At 34.0% G+C, this 22,061-nt stretch carries 19 protein-coding genes; 2 read left to right on the top strand and 17 right to left on the bottom strand.

Annotation, left to right across the window (positions count from 1 at the left end; translation table 11 throughout):
• Positions 1–10 precede the first annotated feature (10 nt).
• The 7 genes from DQQ01_RS07925 to DQQ01_RS07895 all read right to left on the bottom strand — a co-directional run bounded on the left by DQQ01_RS07925 (position 11) and on the right by DQQ01_RS07895 (position 5,749).
• Positions 11–1,117: a DNA methyltransferase gene (locus DQQ01_RS07925; RefSeq protein ID WP_242980699.1), complete on the bottom strand. Its 1,107-nt coding sequence runs from the start codon at positions 1,115–1,117 to the stop codon at positions 11–13.
• A gap of 342 nt (positions 1,118–1,459) precedes the next feature.
• Complete coding sequence (locus DQQ01_RS07920; RefSeq protein WP_111919573.1) at positions 1,460–1,987, bottom strand: ATP-binding cassette domain-containing protein; 528 nt, start codon at positions 1,985–1,987, stop codon at positions 1,460–1,462.
• On the bottom strand, positions 1,941–2,579 hold the full coding sequence (locus DQQ01_RS16915) for an ABC transporter transmembrane domain-containing protein (protein WP_278278183.1): 639 nt from the start codon (positions 2,577–2,579) through the stop codon (positions 1,941–1,943). Before DQQ01_RS16915 ends, DQQ01_RS07920 begins: the two co-directional genes overlap by 47 nt.
• Positions 2,580–2,604: 25 nt before the next feature.
• Positions 2,605–3,066, bottom strand: a complete 462-nt coding sequence (locus tag DQQ01_RS16910) for an ABC transporter transmembrane domain-containing protein (RefSeq protein ID WP_111919571.1) — start codon at positions 3,064–3,066, stop codon at positions 2,605–2,607.
• 286 nt (positions 3,067–3,352) lie between these two features.
• Positions 3,353–4,150 (bottom strand): hypothetical protein, encoded by a 798-nt coding sequence (locus DQQ01_RS07905; protein WP_111919570.1) that lies wholly within the window; start codon positions 4,148–4,150, stop codon positions 3,353–3,355.
• A 44-nt stretch (positions 4,151–4,194) separates the two neighbouring features.
• Positions 4,195–5,205, bottom strand: a complete 1,011-nt coding sequence (locus DQQ01_RS07900; protein ID WP_111919569.1) for a radical SAM protein — start codon at positions 5,203–5,205, stop codon at positions 4,195–4,197.
• Positions 5,198–5,749: a hypothetical protein gene (locus tag DQQ01_RS07895; RefSeq protein WP_111919568.1), complete on the bottom strand. Its 552-nt coding sequence runs from the start codon at positions 5,747–5,749 to the stop codon at positions 5,198–5,200. Before DQQ01_RS07895 ends, DQQ01_RS07900 begins: the two co-directional genes overlap by 8 nt.
• A gap of 276 nt (positions 5,750–6,025) precedes the next feature.
• On the opposite strand from DQQ01_RS07895, the gene DQQ01_RS07890 reads away from it, so the two are divergent.
• Positions 6,026–6,769 (top strand): LytR/AlgR family response regulator transcription factor, encoded by a 744-nt coding sequence (locus DQQ01_RS07890; RefSeq protein ID WP_111919567.1) that lies wholly within the window; start codon positions 6,026–6,028, stop codon positions 6,767–6,769.
• Complete coding sequence (locus DQQ01_RS07885) at positions 6,757–7,821, top strand: Spo0B domain-containing protein (protein ID WP_111919566.1); 1,065 nt, start codon at positions 6,757–6,759, stop codon at positions 7,819–7,821. Before DQQ01_RS07890 ends, DQQ01_RS07885 begins: the two co-directional genes overlap by 13 nt.
• Positions 7,822–8,217: 396 nt before the next feature.
• Here DQQ01_RS07885 and DQQ01_RS07880 read toward each other — a convergent pair whose 3' ends face one another.
• From DQQ01_RS07880 to DQQ01_RS07830, 10 genes are all read right to left on the bottom strand, one after another.
• The gene (locus tag DQQ01_RS07880; RefSeq protein ID WP_111919565.1) at positions 8,218–8,532 is read right to left on the bottom strand and encodes an LPD28 domain-containing protein; all 315 of its coding nucleotides are present in this window, start codon (positions 8,530–8,532) and stop codon (positions 8,218–8,220) included.
• 27 nt (positions 8,533–8,559) lie between these two features.
• Positions 8,560–9,528 (bottom strand): hypothetical protein, encoded by a 969-nt coding sequence (locus tag DQQ01_RS07875; RefSeq protein WP_111919564.1) that lies wholly within the window; start codon positions 9,526–9,528, stop codon positions 8,560–8,562.
• A 34-nt stretch (positions 9,529–9,562) separates the two neighbouring features.
• Entirely contained in the window at positions 9,563–9,745 is a 183-nt protein-coding gene (locus DQQ01_RS07870) for a hypothetical protein (protein WP_111919563.1), read from the bottom strand.
• A gap of 283 nt (positions 9,746–10,028) precedes the next feature.
• Entirely contained in the window at positions 10,029–11,075 is a 1,047-nt protein-coding gene (locus DQQ01_RS16470) for an Rpn family recombination-promoting nuclease/putative transposase (RefSeq protein ID WP_242980697.1), read from the bottom strand.
• A complete protein-coding gene (locus DQQ01_RS07855) occupies positions 11,035–13,464 on the bottom strand; it encodes a hypothetical protein (RefSeq protein WP_162624279.1) in 2,430 nt (809 codons plus the stop codon). Before DQQ01_RS07855 ends, DQQ01_RS16470 begins: the two co-directional genes overlap by 41 nt.
• Positions 13,427–15,589, bottom strand: a complete 2,163-nt coding sequence (locus DQQ01_RS07850) for a hypothetical protein (protein ID WP_111919561.1) — start codon at positions 15,587–15,589, stop codon at positions 13,427–13,429. Before DQQ01_RS07850 ends, DQQ01_RS07855 begins: the two co-directional genes overlap by 38 nt.
• Positions 15,590–15,640: 51 nt before the next feature.
• Positions 15,641–16,900, bottom strand: coding sequence for a hypothetical protein (locus tag DQQ01_RS16075; RefSeq protein WP_199797991.1), 1,260 nt, complete (start codon positions 16,898–16,900; stop codon positions 15,641–15,643).
• A 12-nt stretch (positions 16,901–16,912) separates the two neighbouring features.
• Positions 16,913–17,329, bottom strand: a complete 417-nt coding sequence (locus DQQ01_RS07840; RefSeq protein ID WP_071144020.1) for a hypothetical protein — start codon at positions 17,327–17,329, stop codon at positions 16,913–16,915.
• A gap of 49 nt (positions 17,330–17,378) precedes the next feature.
• Complete coding sequence (locus tag DQQ01_RS07835) at positions 17,379–19,463, bottom strand: VWA domain-containing protein (protein WP_162624278.1); 2,085 nt, start codon at positions 19,461–19,463, stop codon at positions 17,379–17,381.
• Between the two features lie 14 nt (positions 19,464–19,477).
• The gene (locus tag DQQ01_RS07830) at positions 19,478–21,265 is read right to left on the bottom strand and encodes a hypothetical protein (RefSeq protein WP_111919559.1); all 1,788 of its coding nucleotides are present in this window, start codon (positions 21,263–21,265) and stop codon (positions 19,478–19,480) included.
• Between the last annotated feature and the right edge of the window lie 796 nt (positions 21,266–22,061).

Here is a 22,061-nt window from a genome sequence, read left to right as displayed (position 1 = left end):
CACCTCTTTCCTATCGGTACTTTAGCCGAAAAGTTCCTCTTGCTAAAGGCAGAAAACAATCGGCATGTTCATATAAAGTTGCCCGAATTCTCGCCTCATAGTTTTTATTCTTCTTGGCTTTTGGGTGCTCTCTTAATTCCTGATATAGCTGCTTTAGCGTTGCATGTCCATCTAGATGTTCCATTGTCATTCGTAATAAATGAAACCACGTCAGTGCAATAGAATCCTGTTCATGTATCTGGAATGTCCCTTCCTTTCTGATTGAAAATGGTACAAGAAAAATTTCTTCTTTTTGAAAAAGTACCAATGTTTCTGTCACAATAGGAATAAAAGGTTTTCCTGAATATTGTTTCTTATTGGAAGTGCAATGAAACTGGCCCTTTACAATCCAGGACTTCATATTTCCAATATGGAGCATATCTGCTGCAATAGAATGGAAGATGCCTTTCTGCCGGATGTCTCCTACCAGGATTGCCAGATATCCATTGTGTCTTAGGCTAAAATATAGTTTTTTGATCACATAGTTCAGTTTTTCAATATAATCTTCATAGTTTTCACATCTGCTCAAATCATCTTTATGAGGTCTCCCCCACATATTTCCGGAATACCGGATAATATCATGGTACGGAGGATGGAAAAAAATTAAATCTGCACTATGCATTACTTCATCTTTCAATGCATTCCAATTTCCAAGCCCCTTTGGCGGATGCGGGTTTAAATCATATAAGACAGAGGAAATATGCAATTTCTCTGCCACATCTTGGCTGGTTCCGGAACCGCTCATGGGATCCAGAAACAAAAAATCCTTCTTCTTTTCATACTGCCTGCTTTTTTTTACAAACTGAATGAGTTTTGCTACAACCTGTGGGGAACAATTTCCTCTCCACTGATTGTTGCCTCCTTCTGCCCGTTCCGGAAATGCCATAAAAGAAGTCAGATCTTGTCCTACGCAATGTGTAAGTTCCTTTGTCCCTAACGTCTGTACAATTTGTTTCCAATCGGAACCAAATTCTGTGCGTAAAATTTTACTTGCACGCTGTAAATCACTTTCTTGCACACTATCATACTCCTTTCTGCACATACAAAAAACGATACAAAAATCCATTCTGGTTTTCATATCGTTCTCTCTGCTTTTTATTTTTTCTTTCTTCTCCTTTCCAAAAGGCAATAAAAAAAGCATTCAAAGAATATCTTCCTGAATGCTTTTGATATATACACTTTTTAATTTAAGTAAGTATCAATACTTTAAATTTTCATTCTAACCTTATGGTCAGAAAAAAATTGCAATTCTTCTTTATGAAGAATAAAACTGAATTACAAATTCATGGTAGCACAATTAATATTTGAAGTCAATATTAATGTAAAATTTAGAATATCTATTCCATTATTATCAACCATACTTTAATAATCGATATAACATGCCATATATTCTTAAAACTCGTTATTTATCCTAATTTTGTTATAATTGAATTTTATAGTCACATATATGTATCATTCTTTCATCATGTGTAATAATAATTAAAATTTTGTCCTTCCAATTATCTAAAATTAGACTTTCTAATCGATCACAACTATTTTGATCTAAAGATGCTGTAGGTTCATCCATGATTATTATATCTGGATTTCTAACAAGGGTTCTTAAAATAGCAATTTTCTCTTTTTCACCGCCAGATAAATTATTAGATCTTTCTTTAATCTTCATATCTAAATCATAAAATGAGGTATCATCAAACCACTCTTTTATAAGATGTTGTACTAAAGATTTAGGAATATCTAAATCAAGGGCTATATTTTTATATAGGGTATCCTGAAGCATTTCTGGTTCTTGCTCTATCAAGGCAATTCGTTTTTTCCTTAGTTTTTCCATATCATATCTTTTGGCAGATACGCCATTATACTTCAGTACGCCTGTATAATCCTGATATAATCCAGTAAGCACATTACATAGAGTCGTCTTTCCTGTACCATTTTTTCCAACTAATTGCATATGAATTCCCTTTATCAAATTTACATTCTATATCTTTCAAAATAATTTTATTGTTAATTGAAAATCCCAATTTGTGAAGTCGAACTTCAGATATAGTATCTGATAACATTTCACCAAAATGTTCTTCTTCTTGTTCCATGATTCTATTTAATCTATCATAAGCTACCAATGTTTCCTGTTTTTTCTTTCCTAATCCAAAAAAATATCGCACTGCTGTAATTCCCATATTAAAGTATGTATTAATAATTGTAAATTCTCCAATACTTATCCTTCCTTTTATTACCATATTACCACCGATAATAAATACACCTAACTGTCCAATAAACATTATCGCTGTATCTAAACCTGAATAAATATATTGAATCACTTGGAATTTCATTGTTACTTTAAGTAACTGATCAAAAGTTTTCTGAATTGTTTGGTTAAACCAATCCATAATACTGTATATTTTTATAAATTTTATTTTAAGCAATTGTTCATACAAATCTCCAAAATATACATTTTGATTTTTTTTGGTTTCATAACTAGTGGCATATAATTTTTGTTTAAAAAAAATGTAGGAAATCAAATAAATCAACATCAAAAGAAGCATTAGAAAACACATACCCCTGCTTATTCTAAAAAACCAGTAATGCCGGTATAAGAATCTTAAAAAAGTTAATACTTGCGTTACTAAAAAAATCAAAAAAGAAATCAACGACGCTTTTTATATCAACACTTATTTGTTGAGTTATTTGGGATATATTTTTATTACTAAAATATAAAACATTCATTTTCTGCATATGTTGAATATAGCTTTGTCCCATTTCATATAATATTTGCAAATTTACTTTTGTATAAATTCTATTGGACAAAAAACCAATTAAAATATTAGCAATACTAACTATTGCAAATAGGAGGCAAAAAAAGATAATCCCTTGTTGTTTTTTTTCATCAACTAAATAATCAACAAAATTCCCAGATATAATGGGTATTATCAGGGTACATATACTAGACAAAATAATCGCAACAAAGAGAATACATATTGAAATAAAATGCTGATATAAATATTTATTAACTAATCTAAAAATTTTTTTCATAATTACCCCTCTCAGTTGCGAATGGTAGTGTCAACTTCGTATTCTTGAAATCAACTTAAACTCAATGAAATCAATGATTTTAAGTTTTAAAAGTTTTTACATCCCGTTTGTTTGGCTTAGCCCCATCAAAAAAATTTTTATATTAGGAAGTTTACAACTTCCTAATATAAAATTGAAGGAATTTCCTTAAATAAAATTGGTTCATGCCAAAGAAATAGATTCGATTTTTTCATAATATGTTTGATACTACCTTGCTAATCTCTCCATCTACATAGATTCTATATTATTAAGAATAAATTAATATAACTATAATTCCTACAACCAATATTGCAAGTATAGCATATGTCAATGGACAAGAAAAATTTAAAGTAAGACCAAATCCCACTTTTTTAGGTACAAACAATTGCCATTTAGGATAGTTTACTTTGGACAATCCCAAAATATCGCTTTTGATTTTCTCTCCCTTATTATAATTTTGGAAAAATATCAATAAATGTATACACAATTCTACTATAAAAAGAATTGCTATCACCTTTTCATCTAATTGGGTTAAAGCACCACTGTAAAGCATTCCGACAGATAAAGATTGCATTATAGTAAAAACAAAAAATAATGCATCTTTTTTGTCAAATAATATACTAATTTGTGAAGAGCCTATTTCTATTTCTTTTTTTAACATATTGTTCACCGAACAATTGTATATCATACAAAATAGAGTTATTACTGAAATTACTATAATGGGCATAAAACCTTCTGAATCTTTACCAACAATAACTAATGCAACAAAAAGTGTTCCTAGTGGTAATGTGTAAAAATAAGTTGGAATATCCGTATATTTTCTAACAATTTGATAAGCAACAGATTCCTTCTGAAATTGTTTTTGACTTTCTAATGAATATAATAACATCAAAAGAATATGTGTGACAAAAAACACGCCCCAAATTCCTAGCCTAATTTGTAATGAGCCAAAAATACCTATAAGAATTGCTGCACACCCGCCTAGAATTATCAACGGCATATTTTTCTTTTTTAAGGATATTATTATCGTTTGAAGTAAAATCAACCCTATAAGAAACAAATACATTACTGCACCTCCTACTCTACAAAGAAAAAATTTCAAAACACATATTATATGATTTTCGCATTTTTCAATGTTTGTTTTGCCTTAAATCTTTCCAGTACTTCTGTATAACACTTTTTAAAATTATTGTTAATTATTTCTTGGACTCTCTTATTTTGATAAATAAAGGCACAAGCTTGGCAGGTATGCATAAATTTAGGTATCTCTATATTGTTTTCCCACTCTTTTACATAATCCAAAATCTTTTTGGGCCCATCTACATATAGCCATATTTTCAGGAAATCATGAAATTGTTTTTCTAAAATTTCAGATAGATCTTCTCCAAAATTTCCAATTGTCATTTCAGGTATATGCTCTACACTCAATCCACAACATCCAACAATAGTTCTATTAGGAGTTAAACATATAGATTCAAAAAGAGAATCACAACCTTTATATTCTACGTAATCTTCACTATTTTCACTGTATTCAAAAACAGTATCTTTATGATATGACACCCAAATAGCACTAAGTATGCTAACAAATTTCTTGAGTTCCGTATTTTCTATTTCTGCTTGATAACGTGGATCATTAATAAATTTTTCTCTTGTAACATTTGTTTTTTCTCTAGTTTCAATAGAAATGACGACACGCATATTCAGTTTTGCAGCAGCAATTGTAGCATTTAAAATCCTATCCTGAGGAACATACAATTGATGTTCGTCGCCTGTTGAAAGATTTAATTCTTCTAATCCTAATTGATGCAATTCTTTTAATTTTTCATATGCTATTTCTTCACTTGTTGCCCAAAATCCATTCGTGACACATCGTGAATACATACCAAGTTTTTTGGCATATGCTATTCCTCTTTTTAAGTCTTCACCTAATAAGAAACATTCACCACCGCTCCAAATAACACGCCTCATATTCCATTTTTTATGGCACTGTTCCAAAAAACTTACTATTTCTTGATAAGATAATATTTTCTCATTATCAGGCGAGCATTCAAAACAACATTCAGGACAAGCTGCGGTACATTTAAAAGTTGTCAAAACAACAGCCTGTATAGGATTAAGCATTTTTCCCACACCTCTTTTCTGCTTCCATTTGCAACAATTCACAGTATCTGTTTACTACTCTTTCTCCGAATTCTTTGCCACCACATACAACTGCCGCACTAGAGATATTAGATGTTCCAGGCTCCTCTCCTGGTTCGTCTCCCATAACAATTGTTACTGCAAGTGCCCCAATTTCTGCTGCCACTATTAATCCCGCTGCAAGTGCAACTTCCATATAAAGTAAATAATCCGATTCTACTTTCCATTGACCATCTACAATTCGTGTACTTCTTTTTAATATTTCTTCCAAATTAGTATGGTATATATTTTCTAAACAATATTGAATAAAAGTATCACAATCGTTATTTTGTGCTAATTCTTTAGCATAAGTTGAATTAGCAAACTGCACTAATTGTACTTCTACACTTTTTGATTCTGCTTTATTTACATCTTTTTGAATATCTTCCGGATTCATTGTAATAACAAATCTTGTTTGAATCTCTTTTTCGTTACACTCTAAACTAGCTGGTTTACCAAAAATTCTATTTTCTCTTTCGCGATACATATTTTTCCACTCCATTTCATTTTAGATCATTTTGATTTTTTCAAATTAATACTTTTATTTTATTTTGTTATGCAGTAAAATATAAATACTGTATACTTAGATACCCTTGAAATGTGAATAAATCCATTCAAGTAAATTTTCCAATCCATAAGTCATTATTCATTACCTCCTTATAATTTCATTTTATTTATGAATAATGGTATAAACAAGTAATACGGTATAAACGGTAATTCTTTGTAATTATCGGTCAAAGATTTGCATTATGGAGAATATTATATGGACTTAGAAAAATATACTATCGGCATCTGTGACGATGAAATATATTGGCAAAATGAATTGGTAAACTCTTGCAAGTGCGTACAACATAACACACAAGTTCAAATTGATTATGTATTATTTTCTTCGGGAGAAGAACTATTAAAAAACAAACTTCATTTAGACATTCTATTTCTAGATGAAGAAATGCAGAATATTTCCGGTCAAATGATAAGAGATTTTTTAGAAGAGCATAATATAAACACTATGATTGTTTTTGTGACTAGCCATGAAGAAATTTTATATGACTCTTTTGGAAAAAATGTTTACGGATTTTTAAACAAACCTATTGTACTTCAAAAATTGAAAAAAATTATGGATAAGCTTCTAAACAAATTAGGTAGTATGCAATATATTACTGTTCCAGATTCTATTTATGGAGAGCAAAAAATAATTTGTAAAAATATCCTTTATATTCATGCAGAAGGTAATTATGTGAGAATTGTTCTAGAAAATTCAAAAGAGTATTGTATTCGTAAAAATCTAAATGAAATGCGTCAAATTTTACATTATAGATATATTGTTTGTGTTCATAAGTCTTATTTAGTTAATTTGTGTCATTGTTGTAAACTATCTACAACCGCTTCCGTACTTATTCTTAAAACAGGTGTGGAAATTCCAATTGCCAGACGTAGAAAAAAAGAAGTTCAGAAGTTATATCTAGAAATTATAAAGAATAGAGCTGATTTACTATGGGAATCTTAAATACTGAAAAATTTGATATAATAATTGAATTTTTGCTTATGATAGTTTTATTTTCAAACCATCTTACAAAAAAGCGACACAAATACATATTTTGCTTTACAATTGCCCTTCTGTCTTTAACATTCCTTTATTTACTACCAGTACAAGGGGTTCTGGTAATTGTTGATTTGTTTTTGTGTATAATATTTATTTCATTTTTATTGGAGGAAAAATGGTATGAGAAAATCACTTCATTTTTATTGATTTATATTCTTTCTTCCTTAATTTATCAATGTTTTGCTTTAATTATGGATTTAATATTCAAATTTCCAATTTTTAGTGGCATGAATACCTATAAAGAGAAAAACATTACTAAAGTTTTAGTAATATTATTTTTACTTATATTTCTTTGGTTCAAAAATAGGATCCATTATCGTTTCATTTTATCTTTTGTTGAAAAAATTTTCTTATGCTGCTATACAGGAATAATCTGTATTATACTAACAGTTTTTCATTTGAACCAAAACATTATTAATCTTACATTTTTAAATTTATTTTCTATTCTTTGTATAGTATCTGTCGGAATTCTTTTTTCTTATCTTACGGCAGTTTCAAAGAAAAATCTAGATTTAGAAACTCTTTATAAGCAAAAACAATACATAGTTATATTAAAATCTTATTATGATAAGATAAAGGAGAATACATTCGAAATACGTAAGTTACGGCATGATTATCGAAATCATATTAATGTTCTAAAAGGACTATTAAAATCTAATAACACCGAACAGGCATTGAAGTATATACAAAGTATCGAAAATAATGTAACTCATAAAGTTACACGTATCCCTGATGTCGGAAATACTCTTGTGAATGCGCTATTATTACAGAAAATTTTAGAGTTTCCAGATATAGAAATATTATTTAAAGGAACTATTTCAAATGATTTAGGCATTAATGATTATGATCTCTGCACAATTTTAAGTAACTTGCTTGATAACGCTTTAGATACAGTGCTTTACATAATTTTACAACTATTAACTTGTATATGTATCAAGAAGCCACCCTATTGCTAATACGAATAGAAAATTTTTTGACTGCTCCAATAAATATAAATAGTTTTAAAAAAAGTTCAAATCCCAACTCTCCAAATCCCATGGTTTAGGTCTTATAATGTACAGAAACCACTTGAACATTATAAAGGCTCTTTAGAGTATACTCAAGATCATCTTAAACTTATAGCTAATGTTCAATTATTTTTAGAAGAATGAAATCCTAAATCATTCTCCGACACATTGTTATACCACTTTCTACACATCTAAAAATAATAGTAATTATGGAACTCTATTATCGAAAAAATACTATTATTCGCATAAAAAAGAAAAGTGGACTACAAGTTTATGGCGATATGTTCAATAGTCAAGTCAACAAAATAGCCCTGTATATTGTTGACTTGACTGATTTTTTACATTTTATGATTCAACCCATGACTCCAATTGTATTTCTACGTTGCCTGTATACCCCCACTCTTCATCTTCAATATATCTCCTACATTCGTCATCCCTTATGAGCGGAACTTTGGATATTACTGTCCCCCAAAAGTTTACCAAGATGCGAAAGCTTAATTCACATGGAATTCCCATACACTCATCATCATGCCGAACTTCATAACAATAAAAACCTTCTGGAACACTATCCTTTTGAATTCTTCCCGAAGAAAAAAGTGCCAAGGTATCAAAGATCTCTATTTCTTCGTAAGTTTCTTTTCGTGCATCATATCTCTCCATATTATTTGCCTCTTCTTTCTACTGTTTTTACCCATTATGTCTATATTGTTCATTTCGCAAAACCATCTTTAAGTGATTGATAATGTTTGTAACAGAAAGATCACTTTCACAAAGATACCAAGGTGATTTTTGCTGTTCTTCCTGTAAATATCGTTGTATCTCCTCTAGTTTTATTTTCTGTCTGAATAATTCCTTTGTAATTTTACTCACATAAGCAGTTATTTTTGCATACTGTTCAAATTTAAGGCTTTCTTTTCTAAGTTCTAATCGTATTACGTCACACATTTTTTTCTCACTGGAACATTTTTGGAATACCGCAATCCGACTATACGGACCTTGTATGTATGCTCTCCAGATACGCTCCTGCCTTGCCACAATAAACAAGACCTCCTGAGTCCCTCTTTTCCATATTTTTTGATACGCAGGTCTATCATATCTATTCCATACATCTACCAAATGCTCATCTCTGAAAAAGGCAAGGGGGAGTCCTTCTCTTCGCATATACTGCTGAAACTCTTGCTTGCCGAACCCTTCTTCTATTTTCTTCTGTAAAAATTGGAACATGGAAAAATAATTTTTCCACTGATATTCCAACAATTCGCCTGAATATAAAAAATGATCTATCAATTGCTGCATATTTTTCAATAAGTACAGCCATATTTCTGCATCTTCTCTTTTTAGGCAGAAAAGCAATTTTCCATAGTGATACGCTCTCAGTTTCTCTCCCCGGACTACATAAGCATACTCTGAAAAAATGTCCCCTTTATCGGAATGTACTGTCTTTCGGTACCATTCCGGCTTTATGGATCGTATATTCTTTTTATCCATCAAATCTAAATTTTGATATATTCTCTCCATAAGTTTTAATTCCTGTTTTTCTGCAAATGCCCGGATAATCTTTTCTCCATATCCATTGTCTAAATATGCATCTGACATTAAGTAAACTACCTTTTTAATTTTTCCCTTTTCTTCTATCACAAAATATCCGTTTGTCATAATTTCTCCTAAATCGTTTTATTTTTTAACTTTACTATAAATATGTATCCCAATATTGTTTCACCATATTCAATCCAGCCTGGTTTTCAGATGGTATTTTGCTTTCCACCTCTAACCATGCAAGAAACACTCTTCTTTCTTCTTCATACTCCCTGACAACACTTCGAAGTCTTCGGATCTCACGTTGGCAGGATAATACTCTTTCTTCGTCTGTCATATCAGTACCCTATCCCTTTTATGTTCCGTTTCTCTTTTTTCTACACATATACACTCAAATGCATATTTGTTCTCATCACAAAAACTGCAATAATATGGATATTCCTTTTTTAATGCATTATCATTCTCCGGTAGAATTTCTCTTCCGCATTTTTTACATATCAACTTGTTCATATTTTTTCCTTTCATTTCTGGGTACAAAAAAGACACCAAAACTCCTTTGTTTTTGATGCCTTTTTTGTACATACCACTATTCTTTTTACTTCATTTTGGGAAAAACGATATTATTCTTTATCCCTTATTTCTAATACCTCTTCTTCGGAGATATTCAAAAGTTTACAAATCTCTGAAATCGGATAATTATTCTGCAACATGGTAAGAATGACTGCTTCTCTCTCTTTTTCTCTACCTTTCTGTTCGCCTTCTTCTTTCAACTTCTCTAATGCCTCGCACATACTGTTTACCTCCATATTTCTACTCATACGAATCAGTTCCTTTGATCCTGTCATCTGACCGACCACTGTTAATAGATCTGAGCCCATCTCCTTGTTTCCATACTTCTCCTGAATTTTTTCAAAATGCCCGGCAAAGATTTCCCTGGTAATTTCAAAAACACTTTGCACATCTGTATTATTGAACACATACCGGTCTGAATCCCGTACTTCCAAAAGGTTCATTTTGTAATCTGAGAAAATAGCGGCAATTTCTTCCGGCATTTCTACAATCATATCTTTCAGACAATACGGTCCGTCCCATTGTTTTTCACCATAATACACCGTCAATGTAATAACGGGATGAAGCCGGTCATCTTTCCTCATTTTCGATAGAAATTCATCTTCTGTCTTTTTCTCTGGGCTTTCTTTGTATTTGCGTGTAATTTCCCGATATTCCTTCAGGTAACTCATTGCGTCATACACCATATGACGCAGCGGCATGGCATAATGAATATGCTGCTGACTTTCAATTCCAAGAACAACAAATTCCACTCCATAAGCAGTCTTTTTAATCACATCTCTTGTTCTGGATAAGGTTTCCTTATAATCTTTTAATTGAATGACACCAGAAACATCTGTATCCATTTCATGCAATGTCTCTGGCTTAATGACCTCTTTCCCGCCAAACACGACTACATTAAAAAGATCAGCGAACCGTTCATTATTCCGCCAAAAATCTTTAAATATAATATCTGCTTTTGTATGTTCCACGTAAATTCCTCTCTCTTCTGCAATCACTGACTCTCTTGTTACAATTATTATATCAGACATCAAAAGAACTGACAAACGAATTTTCCTATTGTGCTTCCATAAATCCCATTCTTTCACATCTTCCATGCATACAATCTTTCTGAAATATCGGAAAATAGACTGTTGTTTTCAGGTACTTTCCTTCTGAAGCAATCCCATGTTTTCCTCCCAGTGAGTCCAAATATTGCTCGTTTCCCTTCGTGGCTGAAATATAAATATATCTGCTCTCTTTTTGGAACTTTTCCTTTGGTATATCATCAATGTAATCATAACTAAGTAGCAAAGGGATACAGAGATTTTCCGCTTTCTTTCTTACCATATCAAGAAGAAGTTCAAACATCTCCTGTTCCAGTTTTTCCGAAATTCCTTTCACATACGCTCTTTCCAAAAACAGAACCAGTTGCTCTGTCTTCTCTTCCTTATTATCCTTTGTGAAATCTACAAATTCAAATTCTTTGTTCTCCCTTTCCATTTTTTCTTCAGATGCTTTGGTAAGCCTAAGAATTGCCCGAAGGACAATCTTGCCTTGATAAGAAATATATATAATTTTCTTATTACTGTCAAAGCAGGATAACAGACACTTCCGATACATTCCTGTCTTGTAACTTAGACAGGTTTTATCCGGCAGTTCCCCAATTTGCATCACTGGAAGAAAACGGTCTTCTTCCCAGATTTTCCATTCCTTTTTTTGAAGTTGCAGATTTTCTGCCCACAGTTTCATCTGTTTTTCCAAAATTGGAAAAGCAAGTTCTTTTTCCAGATCTGCCTCGTGGTATTTTAAATCTTTAAATTTCCCCATTAGTTCTGCCACTAATAATCTGCGCAACATTTCTGTCTGTCCGGTATCTCCTTTATAAAATTCATACAAAATTTCAGAACCGCCTTGTTCCAGGAATGCCTGGATATTTGCTTCATACTCTCGGATAAACGAATTGGAGAAAGCAAAGGTACTCTTCATCCACTCCCAGTGGGGATCATTTTTTAATAGATCGGCATAGGCAGACTGAAAATTTGAATACGCACTTAATTTTTCTTTATTTACTAGCAAATACCGCAGTTGGAAACTGTTTTTCACTTCTGGAAGAAACCGTACAACTTTTTCCCAGGAAAGAAACAACTTCGGTATATCCGTTCCCTCTAAACCAGAAATATTTCCCAGTTCTTCCTTCATCCACTTAGATAACAGTTTGTGGGACAAAAAAGCAGCAACTGCTTCCAAAGTTTCTTCACTGTTTTCTTTCTCCAAGAGCCTTTTTTTCACCACTTCCTGCATGACTCTCAAACGGTCATCGACCCTTCTATAATTTAGTTTGTGGTATAAGCGGATATATCCCCTGTCAGGGCAGGAAGTAAATAATTTTATTTCCGCAAAAGTATACTCTTTTTGTGTCATATCTGTCTTTTCTATAATAGAGCATTCCTTTATTTTTCTGCATTCCTTTAAATTTTGAAAATTTAATGTATTTAGATTGACATACTCTTCATAAAATGATTTTTCAAATAAAATAGAATTCCACGGAAGTTCAAGAAACAGTTCTGTATTTTCTTCATACAATTTCAAAAAATGTTTTTTCTGATGTTTGACTGCATAAAGAAGTACTGACTCTTGGTAATATTCCAATCGATCCATCGCTTTTATGGCATACCGATAAACCTCCTGTACATACCCTGCTCTTGTATAGAAATTTCCTTGTGAAATCCATCCTTGTCTTACAAATCTGTTTAAATCAAACAATAACTGTTTATTCTCCAGCCATCTTGTTAAAAAACAGGATTGTATATCTTTATGTAAGCGCAGCATAATTTTTCTTAGTAACGGATAAAGTTCTTCTGCATTTTTTACAATCTGTCTGTATGCCTCTTTGCTTAACATCGGCAATGGAAACTCTGTCAAATATTTTAAAAGGTTCAATACATTCGCTTTCCCTAAATCCTGAAAGAAATCTTTCTCTGCAATCACTTCGCAGAAAAAGTCCCCAGAAAAAATCGGTTCTTTCAAAAACATTCGTTCTGAATAACTTAAATCTTGTAACTTTTTATCACCATATGTTTCGAAAAACTCCAGATTTGCATTTAATATACTGCACTCTTTTCCAGACAAATGGCTGGAAAAAAAGTATTGCAGATATATGGCTACATATCTGTCTGAAATTTCTTCTGTTTTTAAAGCTGCTTCCAATTCCTCATAAGAAGAGTCCAGTAGTCTTCCCTCTGCACCACCGATAAAACTTTCTATTCTGTAAGCTGAAATTCCTGCTTTTTGCAGATTTATGATCTTTGAAAGAAATTCCGGATAAACCACCAATTTCTTTCCATACTCAATCGGAAGCTGTTTCAGTATGCTTCTTTTTTCATCTGTATCAATTGCTTTCGTAAAAGGAAGGAGCTCTTGATTAGAAAATCCTAAAATTTCCTGCCAGCCAAGTCCTTCCAGACCCTTAACAATTCCCATGTGTTCCTTCACTGTTGTAAACATCTTCTACCTCCGTCTTTATCAACCATTCTTTTATCGCTGCTACCTCTATTCCTTTCTTTTTTCCTAAGTTTAATAGCAGTTCTAAATATTCCCAAAAGGCTTCTTGTGATAATTTCCACTCTATTTGTTCCAAATACTTCTTCAAAAACCAAACTACTGCTTTTACATAGGCATCTTTCTGATAAGAATAGGAGAGTAAATTGATTTTAGAAAAAAGATCTTCTGCTGTTTTTTCTTCCTGCAATTTCAAAAACTTTTGGTATGCTTCTGCTGTCTGCTTTTCCAGTTCAGCCTCTTTTTTCTGCCTTGCGGCTTCTTCCTGTTCCTTATAAAACCGCTCCCGTTCTTCTTTCCCCATGTATAGCATTCTCAGTTTCTTGCTTCCGGCGCCTTCTATTCCAAGCGCTATAAGTTTTTCCCAAAATTTCTGTGCCTGTTCTTTCGGAAGCCAAATAAGATTTTCCTCTTTTCCCAAAACATTTAAAAGAAAATCAAAGTATTTTTGTGGCTGAAACCGATAAATGGATTCTTCTACCCAGAAAAACAACTGAAGAACCTGGTTTGGTTTCAAATGGGATTTCATAAAATTCATTTCATCGTATTCTCGTCTGTAATAGTATTCCTGAATTCCAACACTTTTCCATAAGAAATTCCGTTTCCCTGCTTTTCTGATTTCTTCCATGGAGCGGTTATCCAAAAGAAGTTTTGCAGTCTGAAATTTTAAATCCGTATCCATTTCTTCGATATAGGAAAGAATATAGCCATACTTCTTTTTTTCCGGTTCTTCCCATTCAGAAATCACTTTTCCTTCTCCCTTTGTAAGCAATTCTTTTATAATCTGTCGGGGATCTAAGAAATTCTTTTCTGCAAATGTTTCAAAAATATTATGATTTTGATAGTTTTCTTCTTGTAGCATCTGTTGGATATAATCCACCTTTGTCAGTCCCCTATACATATTTAGATACTCCCGAAGTTCCTGTTCTGTAAATGTTTCGTTATACAAAGTTTCCCGGATTTGCTTGTCAAAATCTTTTTTTCCCAAGAATAGCAGAATTTCTTTTGCCTGTGTTTTACATAATGGAATAAAAAACCATTTTGGATTTGCCTGTTGTTTTCCTGCATAGGGATAAAGCAACGCATATACTTTGGAATTTTTAACAGTGACCTGATACCTCATAGCTTCTAAAATTCCATTGTATCCTCCAATTTTAATTCCATAAACAAAATGCTCTTTGAGCAGTTCCCCGCAAAACTTGTAAATTTCTTTCGGATATGATTTCTTCTGATTACAGATAAAAGCACAAAAACTTTCCGAAGCCCTCTCCCAAGTAATCTGACTTACTGTTTCTATCCGATCCTCTTTAGCTGCTTTTAGCATCCGCAGGTTTAAATAAAAAATTTCTTCTTTTTGATAACCTGCCTTTTGCATCTGTTGCAATAACTCTGAACGTTCTTTTACATGAGTATGCTGCATCTTTATCAAAAGTTTTAATTTCGAAAATATCTTTTTTCTCTCCTTTTTAATTTCCGTTTCATAGGCTCTGAAAAACCAGATATACATTTCCGTATTTTGAAAAATATTCACTTCTCTTTCTTTTTCGAAGAAGCTGCATACAAGCTCCTTTAAGATTTCCCAAATTTCTTTTTCACCTTTGCCTAAAAATAAGATACACATACATTCTGCAAGTTCTTTGTATGCGTAGTTCTTTATCCTTTCATGATAGAGTTCTTTTTTCTTTTTAGAAGATGTCAGAAAATACATCGCCCCTGCTAGATAAATATCAGTTTCCGCTTCTCGTTCGATCCGTTTCAGAAAGTTTTCATATTGTGCTCCCACATACATTTGTGCTTCATAAAAATCAGACATAGTTACAAGAGCAAATGCCAACGCCCTGCGTATTTGGATACTATCCCCTATCTTTTCTTTATACCGCTCCAGCATCTCACCCGGATACTGAAAGGTATACGCATCTTCCTCCTTCTGTTCTTTCCCCATTGGAAGAAAACGTTTATCCTCTTCTTTTTCAAATCTCCACGCCTTATCATTCTTTGTTGATGTAAGAAAAATGATATGCTTCATAGTCTGAAAACTGTTTGCATCTATTTTTTCTTTTAAGATATCCATTTGTTCTCCTTTCTGGAAAGGGCTGCTAACACAGCCCTTTATTTCTCTCTTTTATCGTTCATCTGTCGTATAATTACAGTCTCGGATAATTGGAATTTTACCCTTACGAATTTCATCAAAAGCTGTCCGATACCCGCTCTTTTCAGGTTCTGTAAAATTTACTTCCCATTCTGCAATCACCTCTTCTAATGCGAGTTTTTTCGGGTTTAAAATCACAAGACCATGCAAAATGCCAGATACGATCCTTTGGTATTCTTCTGCATATTCCCGACAATCCAAATCGGTATCTGCATACCAGCAATCCAACTGTCGAATCATTTGTAGGCTTCTCCATGGCGACAGCTGCACAGGATAATAAAATCTTGATGTTTTGGAATTGTTTTCATGTTCTTCCGAAAGCCAGATAACTGTTTCCTTTGAAAAGCTGGGTACCAAATAACCGTTTTGGGAATATTCCTCCAATATTCCAAGAATATCCTCCCGAGTAACCTGTCGGAAGGAATAAGGTTGCTTCGTCTCTGCCAAATAATAATCGTCATCTAGCAAAGAAATTCCTCCTCTTTTTACTTCAGAAACACTTCCTTCTCCATCTTTTAAAATCTCCTTTACAACATCATTTGGATAGAAGGAATCCATGCATCTGGCAATCTTTTCTGCATCTTCTCTCCTTCCCTTTTCTACCAATCTGCTTTCATATTCTTTAATTCCTTCTATAAGCCTCCACCATTCCTCTTTGGAATTTGGGGAACCATTTTCTTTGCCACTATCTTCTGATATTTCTTCCACAATAGTATCCTCTATTTCACAATTTTCCTCATCGAGTACATCACTGTTTTCTATATAATTCATTTCACCTAATGGAATTTCATCCAAATGTTCTTTCGCATATTCCAGTGCCTCTGAGAATGTTTTTATGGTTTCTGGCAGCAAGAGTTCTCCATGATAATAGGCATTACAGAGAATAGAACAGGAAAGCTTTTGTCGGATATTGCTTCCATCCTCACAAAATTCAATCGACCAGATTAGATTGTCAGGTATATGCTCCATTTCTGGAAAATACATGCTACATTTTCCATCTTGAAATTCCCATTGAGTTGCTTTTCCAAAATCAATCCAGCTTCCTTTTCCCCTGTTAGCACAACTGACTTCATGCTCCGGCTGTCTAGATATAACCGAATAAAATCCATTACTTTGTACCACGTTGGGTATTCTCCTCTGTCCTAAAAATTTATTCAATCGATGTGCTCTGATAATAAATTCTCTCTTCTCTTGTATTACTCGTTTTAATTGTGCTAAGTTTTTAATTTCCATCCTGTTTCCTCCTTACGCAGCATTTTTCATCTGTTTTTTCCATACCGGCAATAATTCCGGATAAGTCTCTCTCGATAATCCCAAACGTTTTGCATAAATCTGCATTTCCCGGGAACTGGAAAAAAGTTTTGCCTTTTCAACTTCCGGAACAAACTGCTTTCCATTCCAAAACAATTCCTGTTCTTCTTCACTTTCGACAGATACCAGTATCCACCCACGATAACAAATCTGCGGGTCCATACCGGCATACCAAAGATACCTTTGGGCAAACATTTCCGCTTCCTTTAAGCTTTGGAAGAAAGCTGCTTTCCAAATTTTCGCCGTCACAATACGTTTATCTTTAATTTTCTGAAAATACTGGTCTTTTCCCAGGCGGATGACATATCCTGTACTCCAAAAGTTTTCAACCCATTCTTTGTTCTGTTCCATAAATCCTCCCATCAAAAAAAGGAACCTAAAAAAGTCCCTTCTGCCGTTTTTATCCCATATAATCTAAAAGTTTCTTTACAATCTGCTGCGGAAGCCTTTCCAGATCCTCTGCATTGATACAGGCATTTCCATAAATTTTTCGGATATCTTCCTGATCCGTTCCAATCGCTGCTACAAGCAGTGTAATCTGTTTCTGTTTCAACCGCTTCTGTACGTTCTGCAAATCTTCTCTTGCCACTTTTCCGCCATATCCTTGTGCATTCGGAAGCCCATCACAGAAAAAAATCAAAATTTTCATCTTCTCCGTTCTTTTTGCCATTTTTTCTGCCATGTAAAGAAGCGCTGCTCCGTCCCTATTAGCTCCACTGGTTTCCATATCTAAAATCCGATACTTTCCTTCTTTCTTTTCTTCAAACTCCAAATAAGAATGCAAACACACGATTTCCTCCTGCCTTCTACCTGTCTGTTCCGTCCCTGTACAATGTCCATTTACACAGATGGGTATACCAAGTATTTGTGCAAACTCCACGACACAAAGGGAAGTCAAAACCGAAGTTTCCCACCGCTTGTTATCTATGGAGCCAGACTGATCCAATAAAAATCCAATCGCTGTATCCATATTTCTGGAAGGAATTTTGGTCTTAAAAATTCTTTTTTCAGGATTCCACAGATGTGCCATGTCCAATCCTTTTCCCATATGCTGTTCTCGCAGAATATAGGTTTTCTTCCTTTTTAGAACTGGCAGCAGATCCTGCTTCATTTTCGTTTGGATATGTTTTATTTGCGGTTTAAGATTTCTGTATTTTTGATATGCCGCTTGCGAAATGATTTCTTTTCGGAAAATATGCTTTTTGATTTCCTGGTTCACAGGTGTAAACTCCGTATTTTCTAAAATCTCTTTCAAACGCTCCCGCATCCATTCCTCATATCTCTTTTCCCGCGCTTCTCTTTTTAATTCCAGACAGATGTTTTGAAGTTCTCTTCCAATATCAATTGTCTTTACCGTTTCTTGCTGCAATTCAGAAAGTAAGGGCTCTGTTTTTTCTTCTGTCAGGCTTTCCTGCTCTTTTGTTGCACTTTCTCCTTCCATTTGAACGGATTGTATTTCTTCTGAAACAGTATGTTTCAGTTCTCCTCCATTCCAAAGAACATCCGAAGCTTCCTTTCGCTCCATGTGGATTTCCCTGCAGGAAGGTTCTTCCGAGTATTGCGGCAGATCTTCTTTCCACTCATCAAAAGTCTGTTTTAATACGTTTTCTTTGTTTTCTCCTGCCGATTTTATTTTTCTTTCCATGCCCTCCGCTTCTTCTAAAAACAAAGGCCACAACTTCAATAAAATCTGATTTGTTGCAAGATACCTTGTGCTTTCCCCCATATCAGCAATTGCTTTCGAAAGAACCGGAATACAGTTTCTAAGCAGTTCCATATATTCTGTAACTTCTCCGTCCCACACGTTGACCTTGTGGGTAAACATATATTGCACCAACAAAAGTAACATAATCTTTAGTTTTGATTTCTCCTGTACTATCTGGCTTTTCAGACTGGAAATCTGCTCCATATTCCTCTTACGATTTTGCAAAATTCCCTGCCTGATACTGCCCGGGAATCTTCTGCACATCTGTTCTTCAATAAAGGCATCTTCTAGATATCCATGCAGCCTTCCGGCTGTTTGCAGATAAAGTCCTAAAAGAACCGCATCTTTCTTTTGGAAACCCTCTTTCATACTTTGTAAAAATTGGGTTTCCTGCTCCGTTTCCGGTATAGGCCAGGCTGGATATAAAATCCCATTTGCAATTCCATCTATATATTTCCGTCTCAGATAGATACTGCTGTAATTCTGATGTCCGCATTCATGTCCTTCTACACCTATCAGACTTTTACTTCTCAAATCCAAAGTCGGAAAACTTTGTGTAAGCATATTCATAGTATTGATATATATATAGCGCCCTTCAAAATAACCGGCTCTGTGATCCGTTGCATCGGAATAAAATCGGATCTGTGCATCATGCTTATCTGTAATCTCTTTTCCAATCCGTTGCACTAACCTTAAAAATTGAGGAGAAAAAAATACTTCCATGTCCCGTAGCAAACGCTTCTCTGTCTGCCTGCTATTTCTTATTCTTTCGCTTCTCATACAGATTCCTTTCCTCACTCTACATAAATCTCCATACATACCTGCCGGAGCAGATTCCTGTCTTCTTCATCAGAAGCAAGCTTGGATAATACCGTATCTTCTGCAGCCTTTACAAGATTTTGGGTGCGCATATATTCATATACCCAGTTTTCATATTCCCTGTAGCCACAAAGTCCGGCTTTTCCAAATTCTTCTTTTACGACTGCATCCAGTCGTTTCATTACCTTTGCCATCTGTTTTAAAACTTCCATATCTTTGCAGCCTGTCCGAAACATGGCACGTTCTGCCAACTGCTGCTCTGTTAAGTCTTTGCGATGCTGTACCTTATTCATTCTGGATACTACGGAAAAATCAAATTCCCTATTTGCAACATAATTTAGATTGGTCGTGATGATGATAATTGCATTTGGGTGTCGTTCTACGACTTCCCCGTACAGAAGGTCCAATTTCCTGGAGTCATCTAATAACCGGTTAAGTTTTCCAAGTGTCCCCGGCTCTACAATAAGAGAAGCCTCCATAATTTCAATCACCGAAGGCATTCGGCAGCCTTTTATGATTTCCGATTCTTGCATTACAAAATCCCCTTCGTTTTTTGCTTTCTGGTAACCGGACTGGTACACTGCATCTAACAGTTCTCGAAAGGCTTCGCTTTTGCTAATCCCTTCTTTTCTTGTATAGGCTACATCTTCCAATACCTGCATCGGATCTGCAACAAATTCCTGTAAAGAAGGAAACTTCATATGGTCTTCGGTCTTTTTCCTGGAATTAGGATAAATCCCTGCCACCAGTGTACTTTCATCGGTTTCCGGTCCACAGTTTAAAGCAAAATAAGGCACTCCTAAAATCTGGGCAATCATCTGTGCGTCTGTTGTCTTTCCTGTTCCTGCATTTCCGGTGATCATAAATTTCCGGAAAGGTGACTCTACAATTGCAGAAAGAATATCCTGCGCATATTCCCCGACTTTCATATCCTCTGGAAACTGTGGAATACGATCCTCATAATCCTTTGGAAACGACCAGTGCTGACCGTAAATCTTCTTTAATTCTTTTAACGTCCATTCTCTTGCTTTCTTCGTTTCTCCCAAAATCTGAAATATACCTTTGATCGCATCGTTTGGTGCGTATAGTTCGCTTTCGATTGCAAGTTTCGAAAGTTGTTCCATACCATTCTTTCCAAGCTGACTTTTCTCCAACGGAATTCCTTCATTGTTGAAATCCTGTACATTTTCTACTCTCCGGTACAGGTTATCACAACAAAGAAAAGCCGCTTTTAATGCAAGTTTTCCATTTTTCCAGCCTTCTTTCATTTGCTGCATGAATATAATAAAATTCTGAGCAAATTCCAGGTTATATAATGCTTCTTTCTTTTCCAGACTGACATAAATAAGCATTGCCAGAACTTCCTCTCCGTCACTGACGTTTCTTTCAACAAAATCCAGAGCTTTATATGTTTGTTTTTCTGTTTTACAGACACCGCGTATTTTTGCACTGATCGGATTATAAACCAATGCGTGGCGTCGATTTCCCTTTACATATTCCATACAATAGAAGTTCAACAAATCATAATTTCCTTTTTGAAATCCAAGGGCTCCTTCTGTTTGCTTCAAATAAATCCCTGCAATATTGAGCATTGCCCTCAATGTAGGGGGATGCAGTGTTGCCTGTCTTCCCTGATTATACTGGGAAAGCCATTCCACCATAGTAGTAGTTTTTCGTAATCCTTCTTTTTGTAAAAACTGGCTGAATGGTTCCGGCATTTGTTCCTGAAATGTCCAGGTATCAAATAATTTTATCTCTGCCATTTTCTCTCCTTTCTGTCTGCAAATTATAGGTATGTTCCTCCTTTCTACACACAAAAAAAGACAAGGTATTTGTCTTTCTATACCTTGTCTTAAACTTATTCCTATATTTTATTGCAGACTATGCCAAAATAAATCTTCTGCTACCATGCAGAATAAAAATTAATTGCACAAATTTGCTTGTGCATAAATGAATACAACTTTATCCTAGCATTAGATAGAGAAACTGTCAACAACAGTTTTAGGATCATAAGAAATTTATTGTTTTTTGAAATTATTGTTCTTCATATGAAGCGATTCCTTACACAAAATATAAGAAACCGAAAGTAAATAGATCCTTTCAATGCAAAAAATTTCTCTAATATAGATAGTATTCTTATTTCTCCGTATTCCTAATATATTGAATTTTAGGACGTTTTAACTGGATAAATCTGGCATTTGGTGTTTCTAATGGATCGCATTCTTTTCCATTTTTATCTACGTATGCCTGTGTTTTTATAATAACTGAAACGCCATTTCCACGGCTACTTTCCATTTCTTTAAAAGCTTTTTTTTAAATTCTTCTTCGCGATACGTTTATTCATGGAATTCCTCCTTTTTTGCTTCCGTCTTTAATAACTGATATTATACTAAATTTTACAACTATATGCAATCTTGTACACAATTTTTTAACGTAAAATCGGACTATTTTCTACTGGATAAGCCTTCTCTTTCAACAGTAAAGAAGATTTGTTTCTTCCCACAACTCTAGCTTGTGATTTTACTTTATTTTCGTCTATATCTTTTCTAGTACTAAACA

It is taken from the genome of Blautia argi, from assembly GCF_003287895.1.
Lineage (GTDB): Bacteria > Bacillota > Clostridia > Lachnospirales > Lachnospiraceae > Blautia > Blautia argi.
The sequence above is the reverse complement of the archived record's forward strand: the minus strand, read 5'-3'. Positions and strand labels throughout refer to the sequence as shown.